The following is a 16,638-nucleotide window of genomic DNA, read 5'->3' as shown; positions in this document are numbered from 1 at the left end:
CAAAAACATTATAGGTACGACCATCACAGCTGCTTTTTCAAAAACGTTGAGTAATCATCCAGCGCGCGATGTTGTAAAACAAAGTCGATAAAACATGCCAATGCGGGCGAATTCAGTTTGCGGCTAGGGTAGACCAGATAAAGTTCGTTGGCTTCCGCCTGCCAATCCGGCAAGACCCTGACCAGCTTGCCGGAAACCGCCTCATCCCGACAGAGAAAATCCGGCAGTAGCGTAATCCCCGCCCCCGCAATCGCGCACTCGCGGGCGTAAAGCAGGTTATCCGTAATATGCGAATCGGGCAGTAACCAGCGATAGAGTTCTGAACCGCGATGAAGGAGCCACTCCGTCCAGGCATGATGCGCAATACAGCGGTGTTGCTGAAGCTGCTGTGGGTGGAGTAATGCCGCGTGCCGCGCCAGATAGTCAGGCGATGCCAGCAAGTATCGCGGAGTCTGCCCAAGCGAACGCCCGATAAGTGAAGAGTCATGAGGCTTACCGGTACGAAAAGCGACATCAAAGCCCTCCTGCACCAGATCGATCACGTCATCTGAAATCAGCACATCCAGCGATACCGCCGGAAAGCGCTGCTGAAACTCGGCAGTGAGGCGCGCCAGCAGCGTGGAACCTAATCCCGCCGGGCTGGTGATACGCAGTCGCCCGCTGGGGTTATCACGCAAGCGCTGTACGGCAAGATCGGCACGCTCACTGGCTTGCAGCATCTCCTGACAGTGAATCAGGTAGCGCTCGCCTGCAAACGTCAGATTGAGCTGGCGCGTCGTTCGGTTCAGCAACCGCAGGCCGATCTGCTGTTCAAGCTGGCTAATACGCAGGCTCAGGCTGGATTTTGCCAGGCCGGCTTTACGCGCCGCCTGTGTAAAACTGCCACACTCGGCTACCAGCGCAAACAGCGCCATATCCTGCAACTGTTTAAACATGATTGTTTACCTCAGACGAACACTGCATTATTTATTGTCCATCTTATCAGCCCTATCTCCGTGTTCTACACTTTGCTCTATTAACAAGACCGCATTCTGAAAATAATGAGGAACAGACCATGACCGCTCATGCGATAGCCGTTGATCCACAACAGCCAGAAAATTTCATTGCCATCACCCAGGACATCCCCGAACCCGGTGAATACGATCTGTTGATCGGCGTAAAAGCCATTTCCGTCAATCCGGTGGATACCAAGGTTCATGCCGGATTGCGTCAAAATGGATTACAGCAGCCCCGAATTCTCGGCTGGGATGCTACCGGCGTCGTGCTGAAAACCGGTAGCGCCGTGAGCCACCTTCAGGTAGGCGATGAAGTCTGGTACGCCGGCGACATCACCCGCCCCGGCAGCAACACCACCCATCAGTTGATTGATTCACGCATCGTGGCACGCAAGCCCGTCTCGCTGGACTGGGCCGCGGCCGCCGCACTGCCGCTCACGGCGCTGACTGCATGGGAAGGCTTATTCGAGCATCTGAAAATACAGCAGGCCGACAGTGAGAAAACGCTGTTGATTATCGGCGGCGCAGGTGGTGTAGGCTCTCTCGCGATTTCTCTGGCGGCATTGCGCAGTTCGGTGAATATCATCGCTACCGCGTCACAGCCAGACTCGGCAGAGTGGTGCCGCCAGCGCGGTGCCCATAAGGTCGTTGATTACCGCAATCTGGTCGAGTCTCTGGAAAAAGAAGGGATCAAACAGGTCGATTACATTTTCTGCCTGAACGACACGGACGGCCACTGGGATGCCATCAGTAAACTGATCGCGCCGATGGGGCATATCTGCACCATCGTGGAAAACAAAAACCCGCTCGACCAAACGGCGCTGAAACTCAAAAGCGCTGCGCTGCATTGGGAATTAATGTTTACCCGCAGCATGTTCACCACGCCGGATATCGCGGAACAAGGGAACATTTTGCACGAAGTCGCACAGCTGGTTGATGCAGGAAAACTTCAGGGAACCGCGAGCGAAACGCTGCAAGGGTTAACGGTAGACACGCTGAAGCAGGCTCACGGTAAAGTGCTGGAAGGGCATATGCGCGGCAAGATCGTTATCGCGCTTTAAAAACGTAACCAGCCCCAAAAGGGGCTGGCTGTTTATTCACTGATTAAAACGAATCAGAACAGCAGACGGGCACGAATGGTGCCAGGGATTGCCTTCATCAGTTGCAGTGCCGTTTGCGCACCGTCAGTTTCAACATCAATCACCACATAACCAATTTCAGGTGTCGTTTGCAGATACTGCGCGGCGATGTTAATGCCCTGCTCTGCAAAGATCTGGTTAATTTTGGTAATCATGCCAGGACGGTTTTCATGGATGTGCAGCAGGCGACTGGCGCGTACGCCATGAACGGGCAGTGATACTTCCGGGAAATTCACCGCAGACAGCGTAGAGCCGTTGTCTGAATATTTCGCCAGCTTACCGGCGACTTCATCACCGATATTTTCCTGCGCTTCCTGCGTGGAACCACCGATATGTGGTGTCAGCAGCACGTTATCAAACTCACACAGCGGTGACAGGAACGGATCGCTGTTGGTTGCCGGTTCTTGTGGGAATACGTCAATCGCCGCACCGGACAGATGCTTGCTTCTCAACACTTCGCACAAAGCAGGAATATCAACCACCGTGCCGCGAGCAGCGTTAATCAAGATTGAGCCAGGCTTCATCAGCGCCAGCTCTTCCGCCCCCATCATATCCTGCGTGCTTTCATTTTCTGGCACGTGCAGGCTCACCACGTCGCTCATATTCAGCAGGTCGGACAGGTGGCGCACCTGCTGAGCATTACCCAGCGGCAATTTACTTTCGATATCATAGAAGTAAACGTGCATACCCAGGCTTTCAGCCAGAATACCTAACTGCATACCGATATGGCCGTAGCCGATGATCCCCAACTTTTTACCGCGTGCTTCAAACGATCCCACAGCCAACTTGTGCCAGATACCACGGTGCGCTTTCGCGTTGGCCGCCGGGATACCGCGCAGCATCAGCAGCATTTCACCGATCACCATTTCTGCCACGGATCGGGTATTGGAAAAAGGTGCGTTAAATACCGGGATACCGCGTTTGGTCGCGGCCGACAGTTCAACCTGATTAGTCCCGATACAGAAACACCCTACCGCGATCAGTTTTTCCGCAGCAGCAAAAATCTCTTCTGTCAGATGGGTACGCGAGCGGATACCCACAAAATGCGCATCGCGGATGGAGGCTTTCAGCGCCTCTGGATCCAGTGCTCCTTTATGGAACTCGATGTTGGTGTAACCCGCTGCACGCAGGTTATCCAGCGCGCTCTGATGCACGCCTTCCACTAACAGAAACTTAATCTTGTCTTTTTCCAATGATACCTTTGCCATTTCCCGACCTTATTTTCAGACTTCAAATGTGACAGAGTGCTCAATAGCTTCTGCCAACATAACAAAAATTACGCAGTCAGCAATACAAACGATTGCTTCGCCCAAATCGCGCCACAGAGGAGCGCGCCTGATTTATGGCAAAAAATATTGCCAAAGATGTGCATCGCCATATCGGCGATAAACAAAATAAGAAAATGTGATATTAAGTACCAAAAATGAGCTATTAACTAAATAGATTTTTTTAGCTAAAAAATTTCTGACGTGGGTGTTCACCACGCCAGAACGATCATGAACTCATCTAACGACGGTTTTTACACCCTCAGCCGTGCCGACTAACGCAACATCCGCACCACGGTTGGCAAACAGCCCAACGGTCACAACGCCTGGGATACCATTAATGTGGTTTTCTACCGCGACCGCATCCATGATATTCAGGTTGTGCACATCCAGAATGACGTTGCCGTTATCCGTCACTACGCCCTGACGATAGACCGGCTGCCCGCCCAGCTTCGCCAGTTCACGCGCCACGTAAGACCGCGCCATCGGGATGACTTCGACCGGCAGCGGGAATTTGCCCAGCACGTCAACCTGTTTGGATGCATCAACAATGCAGATGAACTGCCGTGACAGTGCTGAAATGATTTTTTCGCGGGTCAGCGCTGCTCCACCGCCCTTGATCATCTGCATGTGTCCGTTGATCTCATCCGCGCCATCCACGTAGACATCCAGCGAATCCACATCATTAGCGTCAAAAACGGGGATGCCCAGACTTTTCAACTTTTCCGTTGAGGCATCCGAACTGGAAACCGCGCCTTTGATTTGATGTTTTATCGAACCCAGCGCATCAATAAAGTGTGCAGCCGTCGATCCGGTTCCTACTCCCACAATAGTGTCTGGGCGGACGTAGTCGAGCGCTGCCCACCCCACTGCTTTTTTCAGTTCATCTTGCGTCATAATCTGCTTCTGGCCTGTAGAATCGATATACGAAAACGTGTGCGTATTATAGAACATGCTTATTGGGGAAAGCGTGCAAATTCACCTCACCGCCGATGCATTATTTCACATATACCGTGCTGAATCGTGATTGCACACAACAGCCAAAATAAGATTTCTGCATGGCAAATCAGCAAAATGTGGCATAGTGAAAAAAACAGACTCATTCAGGGGATTTTGACTTTTCATGAAACGCCCGGACTATCGAACGCTTCAGGCTCTGGATGCCGTCATCCGCGAGCGTGGTTTTGAACGCGCTGCCCAAAAATTGTGTATTACCCAATCTGCCGTTTCGCAGCGTATTAAACAGCTCGAAAACCTGTTCGGCCAACCGCTGTTGGTCAGAACCATCCCGCCCCGCCCAACGGAACAAGGGCAGAAACTGCTGGCTCTGCTGCATCAGGTCGAACTGCTCGAAGAAGAGTGGTTGGGTAATGAAACCAACAGCGACATTCCGCTGCTGCTGTCGCTGGCGGTGAACGCCGACAGTCTGGCAACCTGGCTGCTGCCTGCGTTACAGCCGGTGCTGGTTGATTCACCGATTCGTCTTAATTTGCAGGTAGAAGATGAAACGCGCACTCAGGAAAGGCTGCGCCGGGGTGAAGTGGTCGGTGCGGTGAGTATTCAGTCTCAACCGCTGCCAAGCTGTCTGGTAGATAAACTGGGGGCACTGGACTATCTGTTTGTCGCGTCGCCGACTTTTGCCGCCCGCTATTTCCCGAATGGCGTAACGCGTTCGGCGCTGCTGCGTGCCCCTGCGGTCGCCTTCGACCATCTGGATGACATGCATCAGGCTTTCTTACAGCAGAACTTTGATTTGTCGCCCGGCAGCGTTCCTTGCCATATCGTGAATTCGTCGGAAGCCTTTGTACAACTGGCGCGACAAGGCACAACCTGCTGCATGATCCCACATCTGCAAATCGAGAGAGAGCTTGCCAATAACGAGTTAATCGACCTGACGCCAGGGCTGTTTCAGCGCCGGATGCTCTACTGGCACCGCTTCGCGCCGGAAAGCCGGATGATGAGGAAAGTGACGGACGCTCTGCTCTCGCACGGCCATCAGGTACTACGACAGTCATAAGAGATAGTGCAAAAAATAACAGGCCTGTCTGAGCAGGCCTGTTGGTATCATCAATGGTTTACGCAACCCTGTTTTAGCGTGAGCGTTACTGCGTACGCAGCAGCTCAAACACGACATCCACCTGATCGTCAAAGTGAATGGTTTGCTGTTCATAGGTTTGCGCCGCTTCGCTTTGCACCGCGGCATCTGCCGTTTTAAACATCCGAGCCATTGGCATCGGCTGATAGTTGGCAACGTGATAGCGAACGCTGTAGATCGGCCCCAGCTTGGCATTGAAGCCTTGCGCTAGCGCTTCCGCCTGATTCGTCGCCTGCTCAATGGCTTTCTTACGCGCTTCATCACGATAGGTTTCTGGGTTAGCAACGCCTAATTCTACCGTGCGAATCTCATTCAGCCCCGATTTCAGCGCCCCATCCAGCAGCTCGTTCAGTTTGTCTAACTGACGCAGCGTCACTTCCACCTGACGTACGGCACGATAGCCTTTCAGCACTGACCCACCCGTTTTCAGATAGTCATATTCTGGTTGTGTGCGTAAATTGGCAGCATTAATATCTTTTTTCTCAATGCCGTTCTTACCCAAAAAATCAAAATATTGTGCAACGCGGGCATCGACCTGTTTTTTCGCGTCCGCTGCATCTTTCGATGACACACTCACTTCAATTGCCAGACGCGCAATGTCTGGTGTCGCGTCTACGCTGGATGTCCCTGACGTCACGATATGCGGGCCATCAGGCAGTTCCGCAGCCTGCGCAACCATCGACACACCGCCAAATCCCACCGCGGTAGCCAACACCAGCGCATGTAGTTTCATCATACCTCGTTTCACACTCTCTCCTTACTTATGTTTCGTCACGCATGCCGCTGGCAGATTGTCTGCACCAACACGGTATCTTCCAGAATGAAAGAGACAAGACGGATCGCTCTACCGAACAACATAACGCATTACCAACTCCACACAATATAGGTGAATTTCTGAAACGTAGCGTAAGGTGACGTCATTTATTGCCAGCCGTGACGCGCCAACTGCAAGGCAATGCCCCACATCACTACGCCGACAAAAAAGTTGATGACCCGCTGTACCCGCGGCGTATTCAGCCACGGCGCCAGCCAGGCGGCCAATAGCGCCAGTGCAAAGAACCAAGTGAAGGAAGCCGTCATCGTCCCCAGCGCGAACCAGCTTCGGGCATCGTCCGCAAACTGGCTTCCCAGACTCCCGAGCACCACAAAGGTATCCAGATAGACATGCGGGTTAAGCCAGGTCACCGCCAGCATGGTCGCAATAATGCGCCAGCGGCTTTGTTTCATCACTTCCGCGCTGGCCAGCGCAATATTCTTGCTGAAGGCCGTTTTCATGGCTCCCCAGCCGAACCAGAGCAGAAACGCAACGCCGCCCCAGGTCACCGCCCCCAACAGCAATGAGGACTGACTAAGTAACGCGCTGCCGCCAAAAATACCGGCTGCAATCAGCACCATATCGCTCAAGGCACATAGCAGTGCCACCATCAGGTGATACTGCCGGCGAATTCCCTGATTCATCACAAACGCATTCTGTGGCCCAAGGGGAAGAATCATCGCCGCCCCTAACAGAACGCCCTGTAAATAGACCGCCCACATACTTCTCTCCTACGCCGTTTATTGTTGTCGCGGGGAGTTTATGGAAGCCGATTAGATAAGTGAAATTGAATATTCTAACGCTACATTAGCCACGCTAATGCGCTGAAATGAGAGGAAGTAAACGCTAGATGAGAGGACGATTTCTGACGATGCACCATGCCGATATCAGAACATTGCTACTACAAACATGGTGCATATTTAGCGGATTATGTCAGCGCGTTCACTCTGGCTGTTTCGCTTCGGATGGTACGTTATGCAGGTGCACATCCATCTGCGGATAAGGAATGCCAATACGGTGTTCATCCAACACACGTTTAAAGCTTTCCAGCAGGTCCCAATACACCATCTGCGCGTTTCCATTGGTTGTCCACACCCGCACCACAAAATTCAGCGATGACGCTGCCATTTCATTCAGGCGAATCGTGACACCCTTGTCGTGCTGGATTCGATCATCTGCAGCAACAATATCGCCTAACAGCTTTTTCACCACGTCGATATCAGCATCGTAGGCTACACCGACAATAATTTCGGTACGACGATCCGGTTCACGAGAGCTGTTGATGATGTTGCCAGCAATGATCTTGCCGTTCGGGACTACGATGATTTTGCCGTCAGACGTGCGCAGCGTCGTCGAGAAGATCTGTACCTGCGTAACCGAGCCAGACACGCCGCCCAAATCCACCCATTCGCCGGTACGGAAAGGCCGGAAAATCACCAGCAAGACGCCCGCAGCAAAGTTGGCTAACGACCCCTGTAATGCCAGACCGACAGCCAAACCCGCGGCACCCAATACCGCAATCACCGATGCAGTCTGTACGCCAACCCGGCTCAATACCGCAATCAGCGTGAACGCGATAATGCCATAGCGCACCAGCGCAGACAGGAAATCAGCCACGGTTGAATCGATAGAACGGTTAATCATCAGTTTATTGATGGTACCGGAGACGATCCGAGCGATCACCAGACCAACGATGAGGATCACTAATGCTGCGACGATATTCACGGCATACTGCAAAAACAAGTTCTGGTGTGTCACCAACCAGTCCCCTGCCTGATCCAACCCCGTATTAAGTTCTTCCATTTGAACGCTCCTGTTTTCTTAATCACTGGGAAAGCATAACGTCCATAACTGAAACCGCAACATTGAGTCCCAAAAGCCCCAAAAATTAAGGCTCCCGTAGGAGCCTTAGCATCAAATCATGTTTATACCCGTCATACTTCAAGCTGCATGTACGTTGGCTTTCCTCGCTCCCCCCAGTCACTTACTGATGTAAGCTCCAGGGGACTCACTGCGTCGCCGCGTTACGAGGCACATAAATGCGCCTCGCCCTTGCGGGCCAACGCTTTGCGTTGTTCAAAAAGCTAACGTTTTGTCCTGCAACTCGAATTATTTAGGGTATACGTCGTCTGACTTACAGCACATCAACAGCATTAAGCTCTTTGAAAGCTTGTTCCAAACGAGTCACCATGCTCGCCTGAGCGGAACGCAGCCACACACGCGGGTCATAGTATTTCTTGTTCGGCTGATCTTCGCCTTTCGGGTTACCCAATTGGCCTTGCAGATACGCTTCGTTTTCTTTGTAGTATTTCAGGATACCTTCCCACGTTGCCCACTGGGTATCGGTATCGATGTTCATTTTCACTACGCCGTAGCTAACTGAATCTTTGATTTCCTGAGCGCTGGAACCAGAACCACCGTGGAACACGAAGTCCAGGCTGTTGTGCGGCAGGTTATGTTTCTTGGAAACATATTCCTGAGAATCACGCAGGATAGTCGGGGTCAGCTTCACGTTACCTGGCTTGTAGACGCCATGCACGTTACCGAAAGAAGCAGCGATAGTGAAACGTGGGCTGATCGCGTTCAGTTTGGTGTACGCGTAGTCAACATCTTCTGGCTGGGTGTACAGCGCAGAAGCATCCATGTGGCTGTTATCCACACCGTCTTCTTCACCACCAGTACAACCCAGTTCGATTTCCAGGGTCATGTCGATTTTGGCCATACGCGCCAAATACTTAGAGCAGATCTCGATGTTCTCTTCCAGAGACTCTTCAGACAGGTCGATCATGTGAGAAGAGAACAGCGGTTTGCCGGTAGCAGCAAAGTGTTTTTCACCCGCATCCAGCAGGCCATCGATCCACGGCAGCAATTTCTTCGCGCAGTGGTCTGTATGCAGAATCACCGGCACGCCATAGTGTTCAGCCATTTGATGCACATGATGAGCGCCAGAAATCGCACCCAAAATTGCCGCCTGCTGACCTTCTGCTTTCAGGCCTTTACCGGCGATGAATGCTGCACCGCCGTTAGAGAACTGAACGATGACCGGCGCACGCACTTTGGCTGCGGCTTCCAGCACAGCATTGATTGAGTCGCTACCGACACAGTTCACTGCTGGCAAAGCGAATTTGTTTTCTTTTGCTACTGCGAAAACTTTCTGAACGTCATCACCAGTGATGACACCGGGTTTTACGAAATCAAAAATTTTAGACATGTTACGTGTCCCGTTTCGTTGGCCGTGGAGGGGTTAGAGAAATCGATGTTAAATCGACAGGTTGTCTCGACACGATATTGCGAACATCACATATCGAGACAACCACAGGAAAGAGGAAAAGCGCCCCTTACCTTAAATTATTGCTTGGCACGTTCTTCCAGCATAACCACTGCTGGCAGTTTTTTCCCTTCGACAAATTCGAGGAATGCGCCACCACCGGTAGAAATGTAGGAGATTTTATCTGCAATACCAAACAGATCGATCGCAGCCAGCGTATCGCCGCCACCTGCAATAGAGAACGCGTCGCTATCTGCGATAGCACGAGCGATGGTCTCGGTTCCTTTACGGAAATTAGGGAATTCAAAGACGCCAACCGGGCCATTCCACAGGATGGTCTTGGCATTCTTCAGAATTTCAGCCAGACGCTCGGCGGATACATCACCCAGATCCAGAATCTGCTCTTCGTCTTTGATTGCTGTAACAGACTTCAGCGTTGCAGCTGCAGTTTCAGAGAATTCTGACGCAACACGCACATCGCTCGGTACTGGAATATCACAGGTTTCCAGCAGCTTTTTCGCTTCAGGAATCAGGTCAGCTTCGTACAGGGATTTACCCACGTTGTGGCCTTGTGCGGCAACGAAGGTGTTGGCGATACCGCCACCGACGATCAGTTGATCGGCGATTTTAGACAGGGAATCCAGTACGGTCAGCTTGGTAGAAACTTTAGAACCACCAACGATAGCGACCATCGGACGGGCTGGTTCGCTCAAGGCTTTACCCAGCGCTTCCAGCTCACCAGACAGCAGCGGGCCCGCACAGGCGATAGTGGCAAATTTACCCACGCCGTGAGTTGAAGCCTGCGCACGGTGTGCCGTACCGAATGCGTCCATTACGAACACATCACACAGCGCCGCGTATTTTTTGGACAGGACTTCGTCGTCTTTTTTCTCGCCTTTGTTAAAGCGGACGTTTTCCAGTACAACCAGCTCGCCTTCGGCGACATCAACACCATCCAGGTAATCTTTCGCCAGACGTACAGGAGAAGACAGTTTCTCTTTCAGGTAGTCAACGACAGGCAGCAGAGAAAACTCTTCGTTGTACTCGCCTTCGGTCGGGCGTCCCAGATGGGAAGTGACCATAACGCGAGCGCCTTGTTTCAGCGCGATTTCGATGGTCGGCAGAGAGGCACGGATGCGCGCATCAGACGTCACTTTCCCTTCTTTTACTGGTACGTTCAGATCCGCACGAATAAGAACACGTTTACCAGCCAGATCCAGATCGGTCATCTTAATTACAGACATGGTGAATCCTCTTGTTGATTCTCTTTTAAAGTTGCTTGAGCGAGATAGCGACCCCAGATCGCCACCGTCGTACTAGAAACCGCTGGCCGCCATCGCCCGTGTTGTATCCAACATCCGGTTGGCAAAGCCCCATTCGTTATCGCACCAGACCAATGTTTTAATCAGATGCTGACCACTGACCCGTGTCTGCGTGCCGTCGACAATGGCACTGTGCGGATCGTGGTTAAAATCAGCCGACACTAACGGCAATTCAGTGTAATCAACTATACCACGAAACGACTCATGCGCTGATTTTTGCAATAGTGCGTTAATTTCATTCACATTTACGGCTTTCCTGACGCTAACGCTCAGGTCAATTGCCGTGACGTTAATCGTCGGTACTCGCACCGATATCGCCTCAAAGCGATCGACAAACTGCGGAAAAATACGAGTGATCCCCGCAGACAGTTTAGTATCTACCGGAATGATCGACTGGCTAGCGGCTCGTGTACGCCGCAGATCGTGATGATAAGCATCGATCACCGGTTGATCGTTCATCGACGAGTGAATCGTCGTCACCGTCCCATTCTCGATACCAAAGGCATCATCCAACAGTTTGATTACCGGGATAATGCAGTTGGTCGTGCAGGACGCATTGGAAACAATGCGATGCCCGCTTTCCAACTGATGGTGATTAACGCCAAACACCACCGTGGCATCCAAATCCGTCGTTCCCGGGTGAGAAAACAGCACCTTCTTCGCGCCTGCCGCCAGATGGGCTTCCCCATCTTCCCGGCTACCGTAGACGCCGCTGCAATCCAGCACAATGTCTACACCGAGTTCTCGCCAGGGCAATTGCTGAATCTCTACCTGATGCAACAGACGAATACAGTCATCACCGACATAAAGCTGGTCGCACTCTTGACGCACATCCCACGAAAAACGGCCGTGACTGGAGTCGTACTTGAGCAAATGCGCCATGCCTTCCGCGCTCGCCAGCTCGTTAATAGCCACAACGGTAATCTCGGCTCGGCGACCTGATTCATACAACGCACGTAAAACACTGCGGCCTATGCGGCCAAAACCGTTTATCGCAATACGGATCGTCATGGCGTTCCTTGTGATTCCTTATGTCATAGCAGGGTTACCCAGCACATAGGATATACCCTTCTTAGACACCAGAGAACCCCTAGAGAAACGCCGTCAGCACAACAACTGAAACGCTTCAGCTAGCATAAACGAATTAACGCATAAAAGAAATATTCTCGTCTGGCACACGTAAGAAGAGTGACCTGCGTCATAAAAATGAAAAAGCCGCGATCGAGGGGCAGACAAAACGCATTGAGAGGTGGGTTAAATTAAAGGTGAAAAAAAACCGCCAGCGCTCGCTGACGGCTTTTCATATCGAGATTAACGCGGCGTGATTACTTCAGCAGCGCCTGCGCTTTTTCGACGACGTTATCGACCGTGAAGCCGAATGCTTCGAACAACAGCTCAGCCGGTGCAGATTCGCCGAAGCTTGTCATGCCGACAATCGCGCCGTTCAGGCCGACGTACTTGAACCAGTAGTCTGCGATACCCGCTTCAATCGCTACGCGCGCCGCTACCGCTTTCGGCAGAACCGCTTCACGGTAGGCTGCATCCTGCTTGTCGAATGCATCCGTTGACGGCATGGACACCACGCGTACCTTGCGGCCTGCGGCGGTCAGTTTGTCATACGCGCCGACAGCCAGTTCAACTTCAGAACCGGTGGCAATCAGGATCAGCTCAGGTTGGCCATCGCTGTCTTTCAGCACGTAACCGCCTTTCGCCACGTTCGCCAGCTGTTCAGCGGTACGGGGCTGCTGTGCCAGGTTCTGACGAGACAGGATCAGCGACGTCGGGCCGTCCTGACGCTCAATGGCATATTTCCACGCCACCGCCGTTTCCACCTGATCCGCCGGACGCCAGTTGCTCATATTCGGCGTCACACGCAGGCTTGCCAGTTGTTCAACCGGCTGGTGTGTCGGGCCGTCTTCGCCCAGACCGATGGAGTCGTGGGTGTAAACGTAGATGCTGCGGATTTTCATCAGCGCGGCCATACGCACGGCATTACGCGCATATTCCACAAACATCAGGAAGGTTGCGGTGTACGGTACAAAGCCCCCGTGCAGCGCAATCCCGTTGGCAATTGCCGTCATGCCGAATTCACGCACGCCGTAGTGGAGGTAGTTACCCGCGTGGTCTTTATCCAGTGAAACCGAGCCGGACCAGATGGTCAGGTTGCTCGGTGCCAGGTCAGCAGAGCCGCCCAGGAATTCCGGCAGCAGTTTGCCGTAGGCTTCCAGCGCGTTCTGTGAGGCTTTACGACTGGCGATTTTCGCCGGATTCGCCTGCAAATCGTCGATAAATTTCTGTGCGTCTGCCTGCCAGTTGGTCGGCAATTCACCGCCGGTGCGGCGTGTGAATTCGGCAGCCAGCTCAGGGTACGCGCTGGCGTAGGCGGCAAACGCCTCATCCCAGGCCGCTTCCTTACGCTGACCGGCCGGTTTCGCGTCCCAGGCCGCATAAATGTCAGCTGGGATATCAAATGGCACGTGCGTCCAGCCCAGCTGTTCGCGGGAAGCAGCCACTTCCGCCTCACCCAGCGGTGCACCGTGGGAATCGTGCGTACCGGCCTTGTTCGGAGAACCGAAACCAATCACGGTTTTGCACATCAGCAGCGATGGCTTGTCAGTGACAAGCTGGGCTTCGCCGATGGCGCGTTTGATGGCGTCCGCATCGTGACCGTCTACGCCACGCACCACGTGCCAGCCGTAGGCTTCAAAACGGGCAGCGGTATCGTCGGTAAACCAGCCTTCAACGTGACCGTCGATAGAGATGCCGTTGTCATCATAAAACGCAGTCAGTTTGCCGAGCTTCATGGTGCCTGCCAGCGAGCAGACTTCGTGAGAAATCCCTTCCATCATGCAGCCGTCACCGAGGAAGGTATAGGTGTGATGGTTAACAATCTCGTGGCCCGGACGGTTGAACTGCGCCGCCAGCGTGCGCTCGGCAATCGCCATACCCACGGCGTTGGCAACACCCTGACCCAGCGGGCCGGTGGTGGTTTCAACGCCGGCGGTGTAGCCGTATTCAGGGTGACCCGGAGTTTTGGAATGCAGCTGACGGAAGTTTTTCAGTTCTTCAATCGGCAGGTCGTAGCCGGAGAGATGCAGCAGGCTGTAAATCAGCATGGACGCGTGGCCGTTGGACAGCACGAAGCGGTCACGGTTGGCCCAGTTAGGGTTGGCCGGATTATGGTTAAGATAATCGCGCCACAGCACTTCGGCGATATCGGCCATGCCCATCGGTGCGCCCGGGTGACCGGATTTGGCTTTCTGCACCCCATCCATGCTCAGCGCGCGGATAGCATTGGCAAGTTCTTTACGAGAGGACATGCTTGACTCCAGATCGGATTGAACGACTGCCTTCCTCATATAACTGATTAAAATCAATAAGTTAAACAAGAATGACAAAGTAAATATGATTACAAATGTACATGAAAAGCAGCGGGAATGCACATGGAACCGTGAGCAAAAAACAGGGATTTATCGGCTGACGAATCAATGGCGGTTCTTTTGCCAATTATGCAGTTGATTACAGCGCCATAAGCACTGTTTTTCAGTGGGTTCACCTTTATCCATCGTGCCTTTTTGGAGCGCACTAAAAATAAAATTCACCGCCTGTAGGCTATCGGGAAAAGAGCAAGTCAGATTTTTCGATCTATTTCTCAATGCCGTTTTCGGATATTTTATAGCCGATTTTCTTTCATATTAAAAAAACAAACACAATTTTAGGGAGATGATTTTTATGGCAATTCGTTCTTCTGTGCTGGCACTGTGTGTCGCAACCTTGCTGACTGGCTGCCAGAACTTAAACACCAATACCTTAATGCAATCTGGCGCACAGGCGTTTCAGGCGGCGACGCTCAGCGATGCCCAGGTGAAAGCCCTTAGCGATCAGTCCTGTGAGCAAATGGACAAAGAGGCAAAAATTGCCCCTGCTGACAGTAAATACACGCAGCGTCTGAATAAAATTGCGGATGCGCTGGGTCACGATATCAACGGTACTCCTGCGAACTATAAGGTGTACCTGGCAAAAGATGTTAACGCCTGGGCCATGGCTAACGGCTGCATCCGGGTATACAGCGGCCTGATGGACATGATGAACGACAACGAAGTAGAAGGCGTTCTCGGCCACGAAATGGGTCACGTTGCACTAGGACACACCCGTAAAGCCATACAGGTTGCCTATGCGACGACAGCCGCACGTACCGCAATCACCTCTGTTGGCGGCGTGGCGGCGTCTCTTTCACAATCTCAGCTAGCCGAGCTGGGAGAAAAACTGGTGAATTCCCAGTTCTCTCAAACTCAGGAAACGCAGGCGGACGACTACTCCTTTGATTTGTTGAAAAAACGCGATATCAGTCGGGAAGGTCTGGCAAGCAGCTTTGAGAAACTCGCCAAACTTGATGCAGGCTATGAGAGTAGCATATTTGATTCCCATCCTTCATCGGAAGGGCGCGCCAAACACATTCGTGGACGCATTGCTGCCGAGAAGTAATCCCTCACATTGATTACTCGCAAAGCATGCACGCTGTGGGGGCAATTGAAAAAATCTCAATTGCCCCCTAGTCATCCGACCACTATCATCCCCGCCATATTCGCTGTAAGCTGGTATGTAACCGCTATCTTTTAATCGCGCCATCATCATGATGATAGGATTTAAGAATTAATAAATAATAAATAGATAGCTATTTTCAATCATATTACTTCTTCGTTCTCTTTTTAAGAAACGATACTTAGCAGATTTCCAGATGCAGGAAAGCAGCAGTGAACGAATACTGCAACATAGGGGAAAACAGGTAGCCACGATTAACGCAGGCACATACCGCAATAAGTATAAAGAATGGGTAACCCCATGTATTTAAAGATAGAAATAAACCAATAAATCAAGCATACTATGTTAAACTAATAAAAATTTTTTCCAGTTTTATCATATAGATATATGATAAAGCCTATTGTCGCCTCCACTGGTTTCTCTAGAGATTCCACCTTTTAGCGATTTAAAGGCATTTCAGGATCTCGGTTTCTTAATAACTGGATAACATCAGCAGCAATTATTGGTTTGTGGCCACTTTCAGACAATAAACTCATATGTGTTAAAAATCATGGATGTGAGAATTTTCAGTAAATGCAATTTTACCACGGTGGGATTACGGGAAATCCTATCTAGTATCCCTATGCTCTCGATAAAGCCCGTCAACAGGTTTACGCTGCAACAAGGGAAGAAAAAATGTATTTTCATCATTGACGGTAGCAGCGAGGGCTTTGAGGAATACTATGAGTCGATAAGAACTCACTTTTATAATATGGCGTCATCGTTCGTTATCATCAATAATTCCCCCAATCACCCTCCCGTGTGCATTGACGAAAAAACGATTCTTATTTCCAAATCAGCAGCCATCGATTCTTTTTATAAATTACTCGATTTCGTTCATCTCCACGATCGCCGTTTATTCAGTCCCGTCAGGCTGTCAAAATCTGAATATGCTGTATTCCAGTATTGGTGTGCGGGCTACACAGCGGAATCGATTGCCGATCTCATCGGATTAAATAAGAAATCCGTACTGAACAGTAAATCACGATTACTGAATAAATATGGTGTTCAGGATAAAAATTCTTTACTGCTTATTGCTAAAATTATCTTCAAAGACAGCGTCATTGAAGAATTTGATTCCCTTCCCAAACCAGCAACCGATATCAATATGAGTCATTCGCTTATCTGAGCGATAGACGAAAAAAAGGGATGCTCACTC

General features: G+C 51.4%; 14 protein-coding genes. 4 read left to right on the top strand and 10 right to left on the bottom strand.

The features are described 5' to 3' along the window. Positions 1–23: 23 nt before the first annotated feature. Positions 24–935 (bottom strand): LysR family transcriptional regulator, encoded by a 912-nt coding sequence (locus JFY74_03365; protein ID QQG29116.1) that lies wholly within the window; start codon positions 933–935, stop codon positions 24–26. 119 nt (positions 936–1,054) lie between these two features. Between JFY74_03365 and JFY74_03360 the strand changes: the two genes are divergently transcribed. Next, positions 1,055–2,056, top strand: coding sequence for a zinc-binding alcohol dehydrogenase family protein (locus tag JFY74_03360; protein QQG29115.1), 1,002 nt, complete (start codon positions 1,055–1,057; stop codon positions 2,054–2,056). Between the two features lie 53 nt (positions 2,057–2,109). Here JFY74_03360 and serA read toward each other — a convergent pair whose 3' ends face one another. Beyond that, positions 2,110–3,342: a phosphoglycerate dehydrogenase gene (serA, locus tag JFY74_03355; protein QQG29114.1), complete on the bottom strand. Its 1,233-nt coding sequence runs from the start codon at positions 3,340–3,342 to the stop codon at positions 2,110–2,112. A 294-nt stretch (positions 3,343–3,636) separates the two neighbouring features. Further along, positions 3,637–4,296: a ribose-5-phosphate isomerase RpiA gene (gene rpiA, locus JFY74_03350; GenBank protein ID QQG29113.1), complete on the bottom strand. Its 660-nt coding sequence runs from the start codon at positions 4,294–4,296 to the stop codon at positions 3,637–3,639. Between the two features lie 226 nt (positions 4,297–4,522). On the opposite strand from rpiA, the gene JFY74_03345 reads away from it, so the two are divergent. Next, a complete protein-coding gene (locus JFY74_03345) occupies positions 4,523–5,416 on the top strand; it encodes a LysR family transcriptional regulator ArgP (protein ID QQG29112.1) in 894 nt (297 codons plus the stop codon). Between the two features lie 85 nt (positions 5,417–5,501). Here the strand turns inward: JFY74_03345 and JFY74_03340 are convergent, their stop codons facing one another. The 7 genes from JFY74_03340 to tkt all read right to left on the bottom strand — a co-directional run bounded on the left by JFY74_03340 (position 5,502) and on the right by tkt (position 14,218). After that, complete coding sequence (locus JFY74_03340) at positions 5,502–6,227, bottom strand: oxidative stress defense protein (GenBank protein ID QQG30436.1); 726 nt, start codon at positions 6,225–6,227, stop codon at positions 5,502–5,504. Positions 6,228–6,415: 188 nt separating this feature from the next. Continuing rightward, positions 6,416–7,030 (bottom strand): arginine exporter ArgO, encoded by a 615-nt coding sequence (gene argO, locus JFY74_03335; protein ID QQG29111.1) that lies wholly within the window; start codon positions 7,028–7,030, stop codon positions 6,416–6,418. Positions 7,031–7,250: 220 nt separating this feature from the next. Continuing rightward, entirely contained in the window at positions 7,251–8,111 is an 861-nt protein-coding gene (mscS, locus tag JFY74_03330) for a small-conductance mechanosensitive channel MscS (protein QQG29110.1), read from the bottom strand. A 331-nt stretch (positions 8,112–8,442) separates the two neighbouring features. Then, a complete protein-coding gene (gene fbaA / locus JFY74_03325) occupies positions 8,443–9,519 on the bottom strand; it encodes a class II fructose-bisphosphate aldolase (GenBank protein QQG29109.1) in 1,077 nt (358 codons plus the stop codon). Between the two features lie 137 nt (positions 9,520–9,656). Continuing rightward, positions 9,657–10,820, bottom strand: coding sequence for a phosphoglycerate kinase (pgk, locus tag JFY74_03320; protein ID QQG29108.1), 1,164 nt, complete (start codon positions 10,818–10,820; stop codon positions 9,657–9,659). A gap of 72 nt (positions 10,821–10,892) precedes the next feature. Then, positions 10,893–11,909 carry an erythrose-4-phosphate dehydrogenase gene (gene epd, locus JFY74_03315; GenBank protein ID QQG29107.1) on the bottom strand — a complete coding sequence of 339 codons (1,017 nt, stop codon included), beginning with the start codon at positions 11,907–11,909 and terminating at the stop codon, positions 10,893–10,895. A 314-nt stretch (positions 11,910–12,223) separates the two neighbouring features. Further along, a complete protein-coding gene (gene tkt, locus JFY74_03310) occupies positions 12,224–14,218 on the bottom strand; it encodes a transketolase (protein QQG29106.1) in 1,995 nt (664 codons plus the stop codon). A gap of 412 nt (positions 14,219–14,630) precedes the next feature. Between tkt and JFY74_03305 the strand changes: the two genes are divergently transcribed. Together JFY74_03305 and JFY74_03300 are read left to right on the top strand one after the other, a co-directional pair. Next, complete coding sequence (locus tag JFY74_03305) at positions 14,631–15,383, top strand: M48 family metallopeptidase (GenBank protein QQG29105.1); 753 nt, start codon at positions 14,631–14,633, stop codon at positions 15,381–15,383. 679 nt (positions 15,384–16,062) lie between these two features. Beyond that, positions 16,063–16,608: a LuxR family transcriptional regulator gene (locus tag JFY74_03300; protein QQG30435.1), complete on the top strand. Its 546-nt coding sequence runs from the start codon at positions 16,063–16,065 to the stop codon at positions 16,606–16,608. The last annotated feature ends 30 nt before the right edge of the window (positions 16,609–16,638 follow it).

It is taken from the genome of Pectobacterium carotovorum, assembly GCA_016415585.1.
Taxonomy (GTDB): Bacteria; Pseudomonadota; Gammaproteobacteria; order Enterobacterales; family Enterobacteriaceae; genus Pectobacterium; species Pectobacterium carotovorum_K.
This window is presented reverse-complemented; position numbering and strand designations above follow the sequence as displayed.

What these genes read in the sequence shown, in the direction of transcription:
- JFY74_03365 (QQG29116.1), bottom strand. Translation starts at nt 935, where the DNA reads ATGTTTAAACAGTTGCAGGATATGGCGCTGTTTGCGCTGGTAGCCGAG.
- JFY74_03360 (QQG29115.1), top strand. Translation starts at nt 1,055, where the DNA reads ATGACCGCTCATGCGATAGCCGTTGATCCACAACAGCCAGAAAATTTC.
- serA (QQG29114.1), bottom strand. Translation starts at nt 3,342, where the DNA reads ATGGCAAAGGTATCATTGGAAAAAGACAAGATTAAGTTTCTGTTAGTG.
- rpiA (QQG29113.1), bottom strand. Translation starts at nt 4,296, where the DNA reads ATGACGCAAGATGAACTGAAAAAAGCAGTGGGGTGGGCAGCGCTCGAC.
- JFY74_03345 (QQG29112.1), top strand. Translation starts at nt 4,523, where the DNA reads ATGAAACGCCCGGACTATCGAACGCTTCAGGCTCTGGATGCCGTCATC.
- JFY74_03340 (QQG30436.1), bottom strand. Translation starts at nt 6,227, where the DNA reads ATGAAACTACATGCGCTGGTGTTGGCTACCGCGGTGGGATTTGGCGGT.
- argO (QQG29111.1), bottom strand. Translation starts at nt 7,030, where the DNA reads ATGTGGGCGGTCTATTTACAGGGCGTTCTGTTAGGGGCGGCGATGATT.
- mscS (QQG29110.1), bottom strand. Translation starts at nt 8,111, where the DNA reads ATGGAAGAACTTAATACGGGGTTGGATCAGGCAGGGGACTGGTTGGTG.
- fbaA (QQG29109.1), bottom strand. Translation starts at nt 9,519, where the DNA reads ATGTCTAAAATTTTTGATTTCGTAAAACCCGGTGTCATCACTGGTGAT.
- pgk (QQG29108.1), bottom strand. Translation starts at nt 10,820, where the DNA reads ATGTCTGTAATTAAGATGACCGATCTGGATCTGGCTGGTAAACGTGTT.
- epd (QQG29107.1), bottom strand. Translation starts at nt 11,909, where the DNA reads ATGACGATCCGTATTGCGATAAACGGTTTTGGCCGCATAGGCCGCAGT.
- tkt (QQG29106.1), bottom strand. Translation starts at nt 14,218, where the DNA reads ATGTCCTCTCGTAAAGAACTTGCCAATGCTATCCGCGCGCTGAGCATG.
- JFY74_03305 (QQG29105.1), top strand. Translation starts at nt 14,631, where the DNA reads ATGGCAATTCGTTCTTCTGTGCTGGCACTGTGTGTCGCAACCTTGCTG.
- JFY74_03300 (QQG30435.1), top strand. Translation starts at nt 16,063, where the DNA reads ATGCTCTCGATAAAGCCCGTCAACAGGTTTACGCTGCAACAAGGGAAG.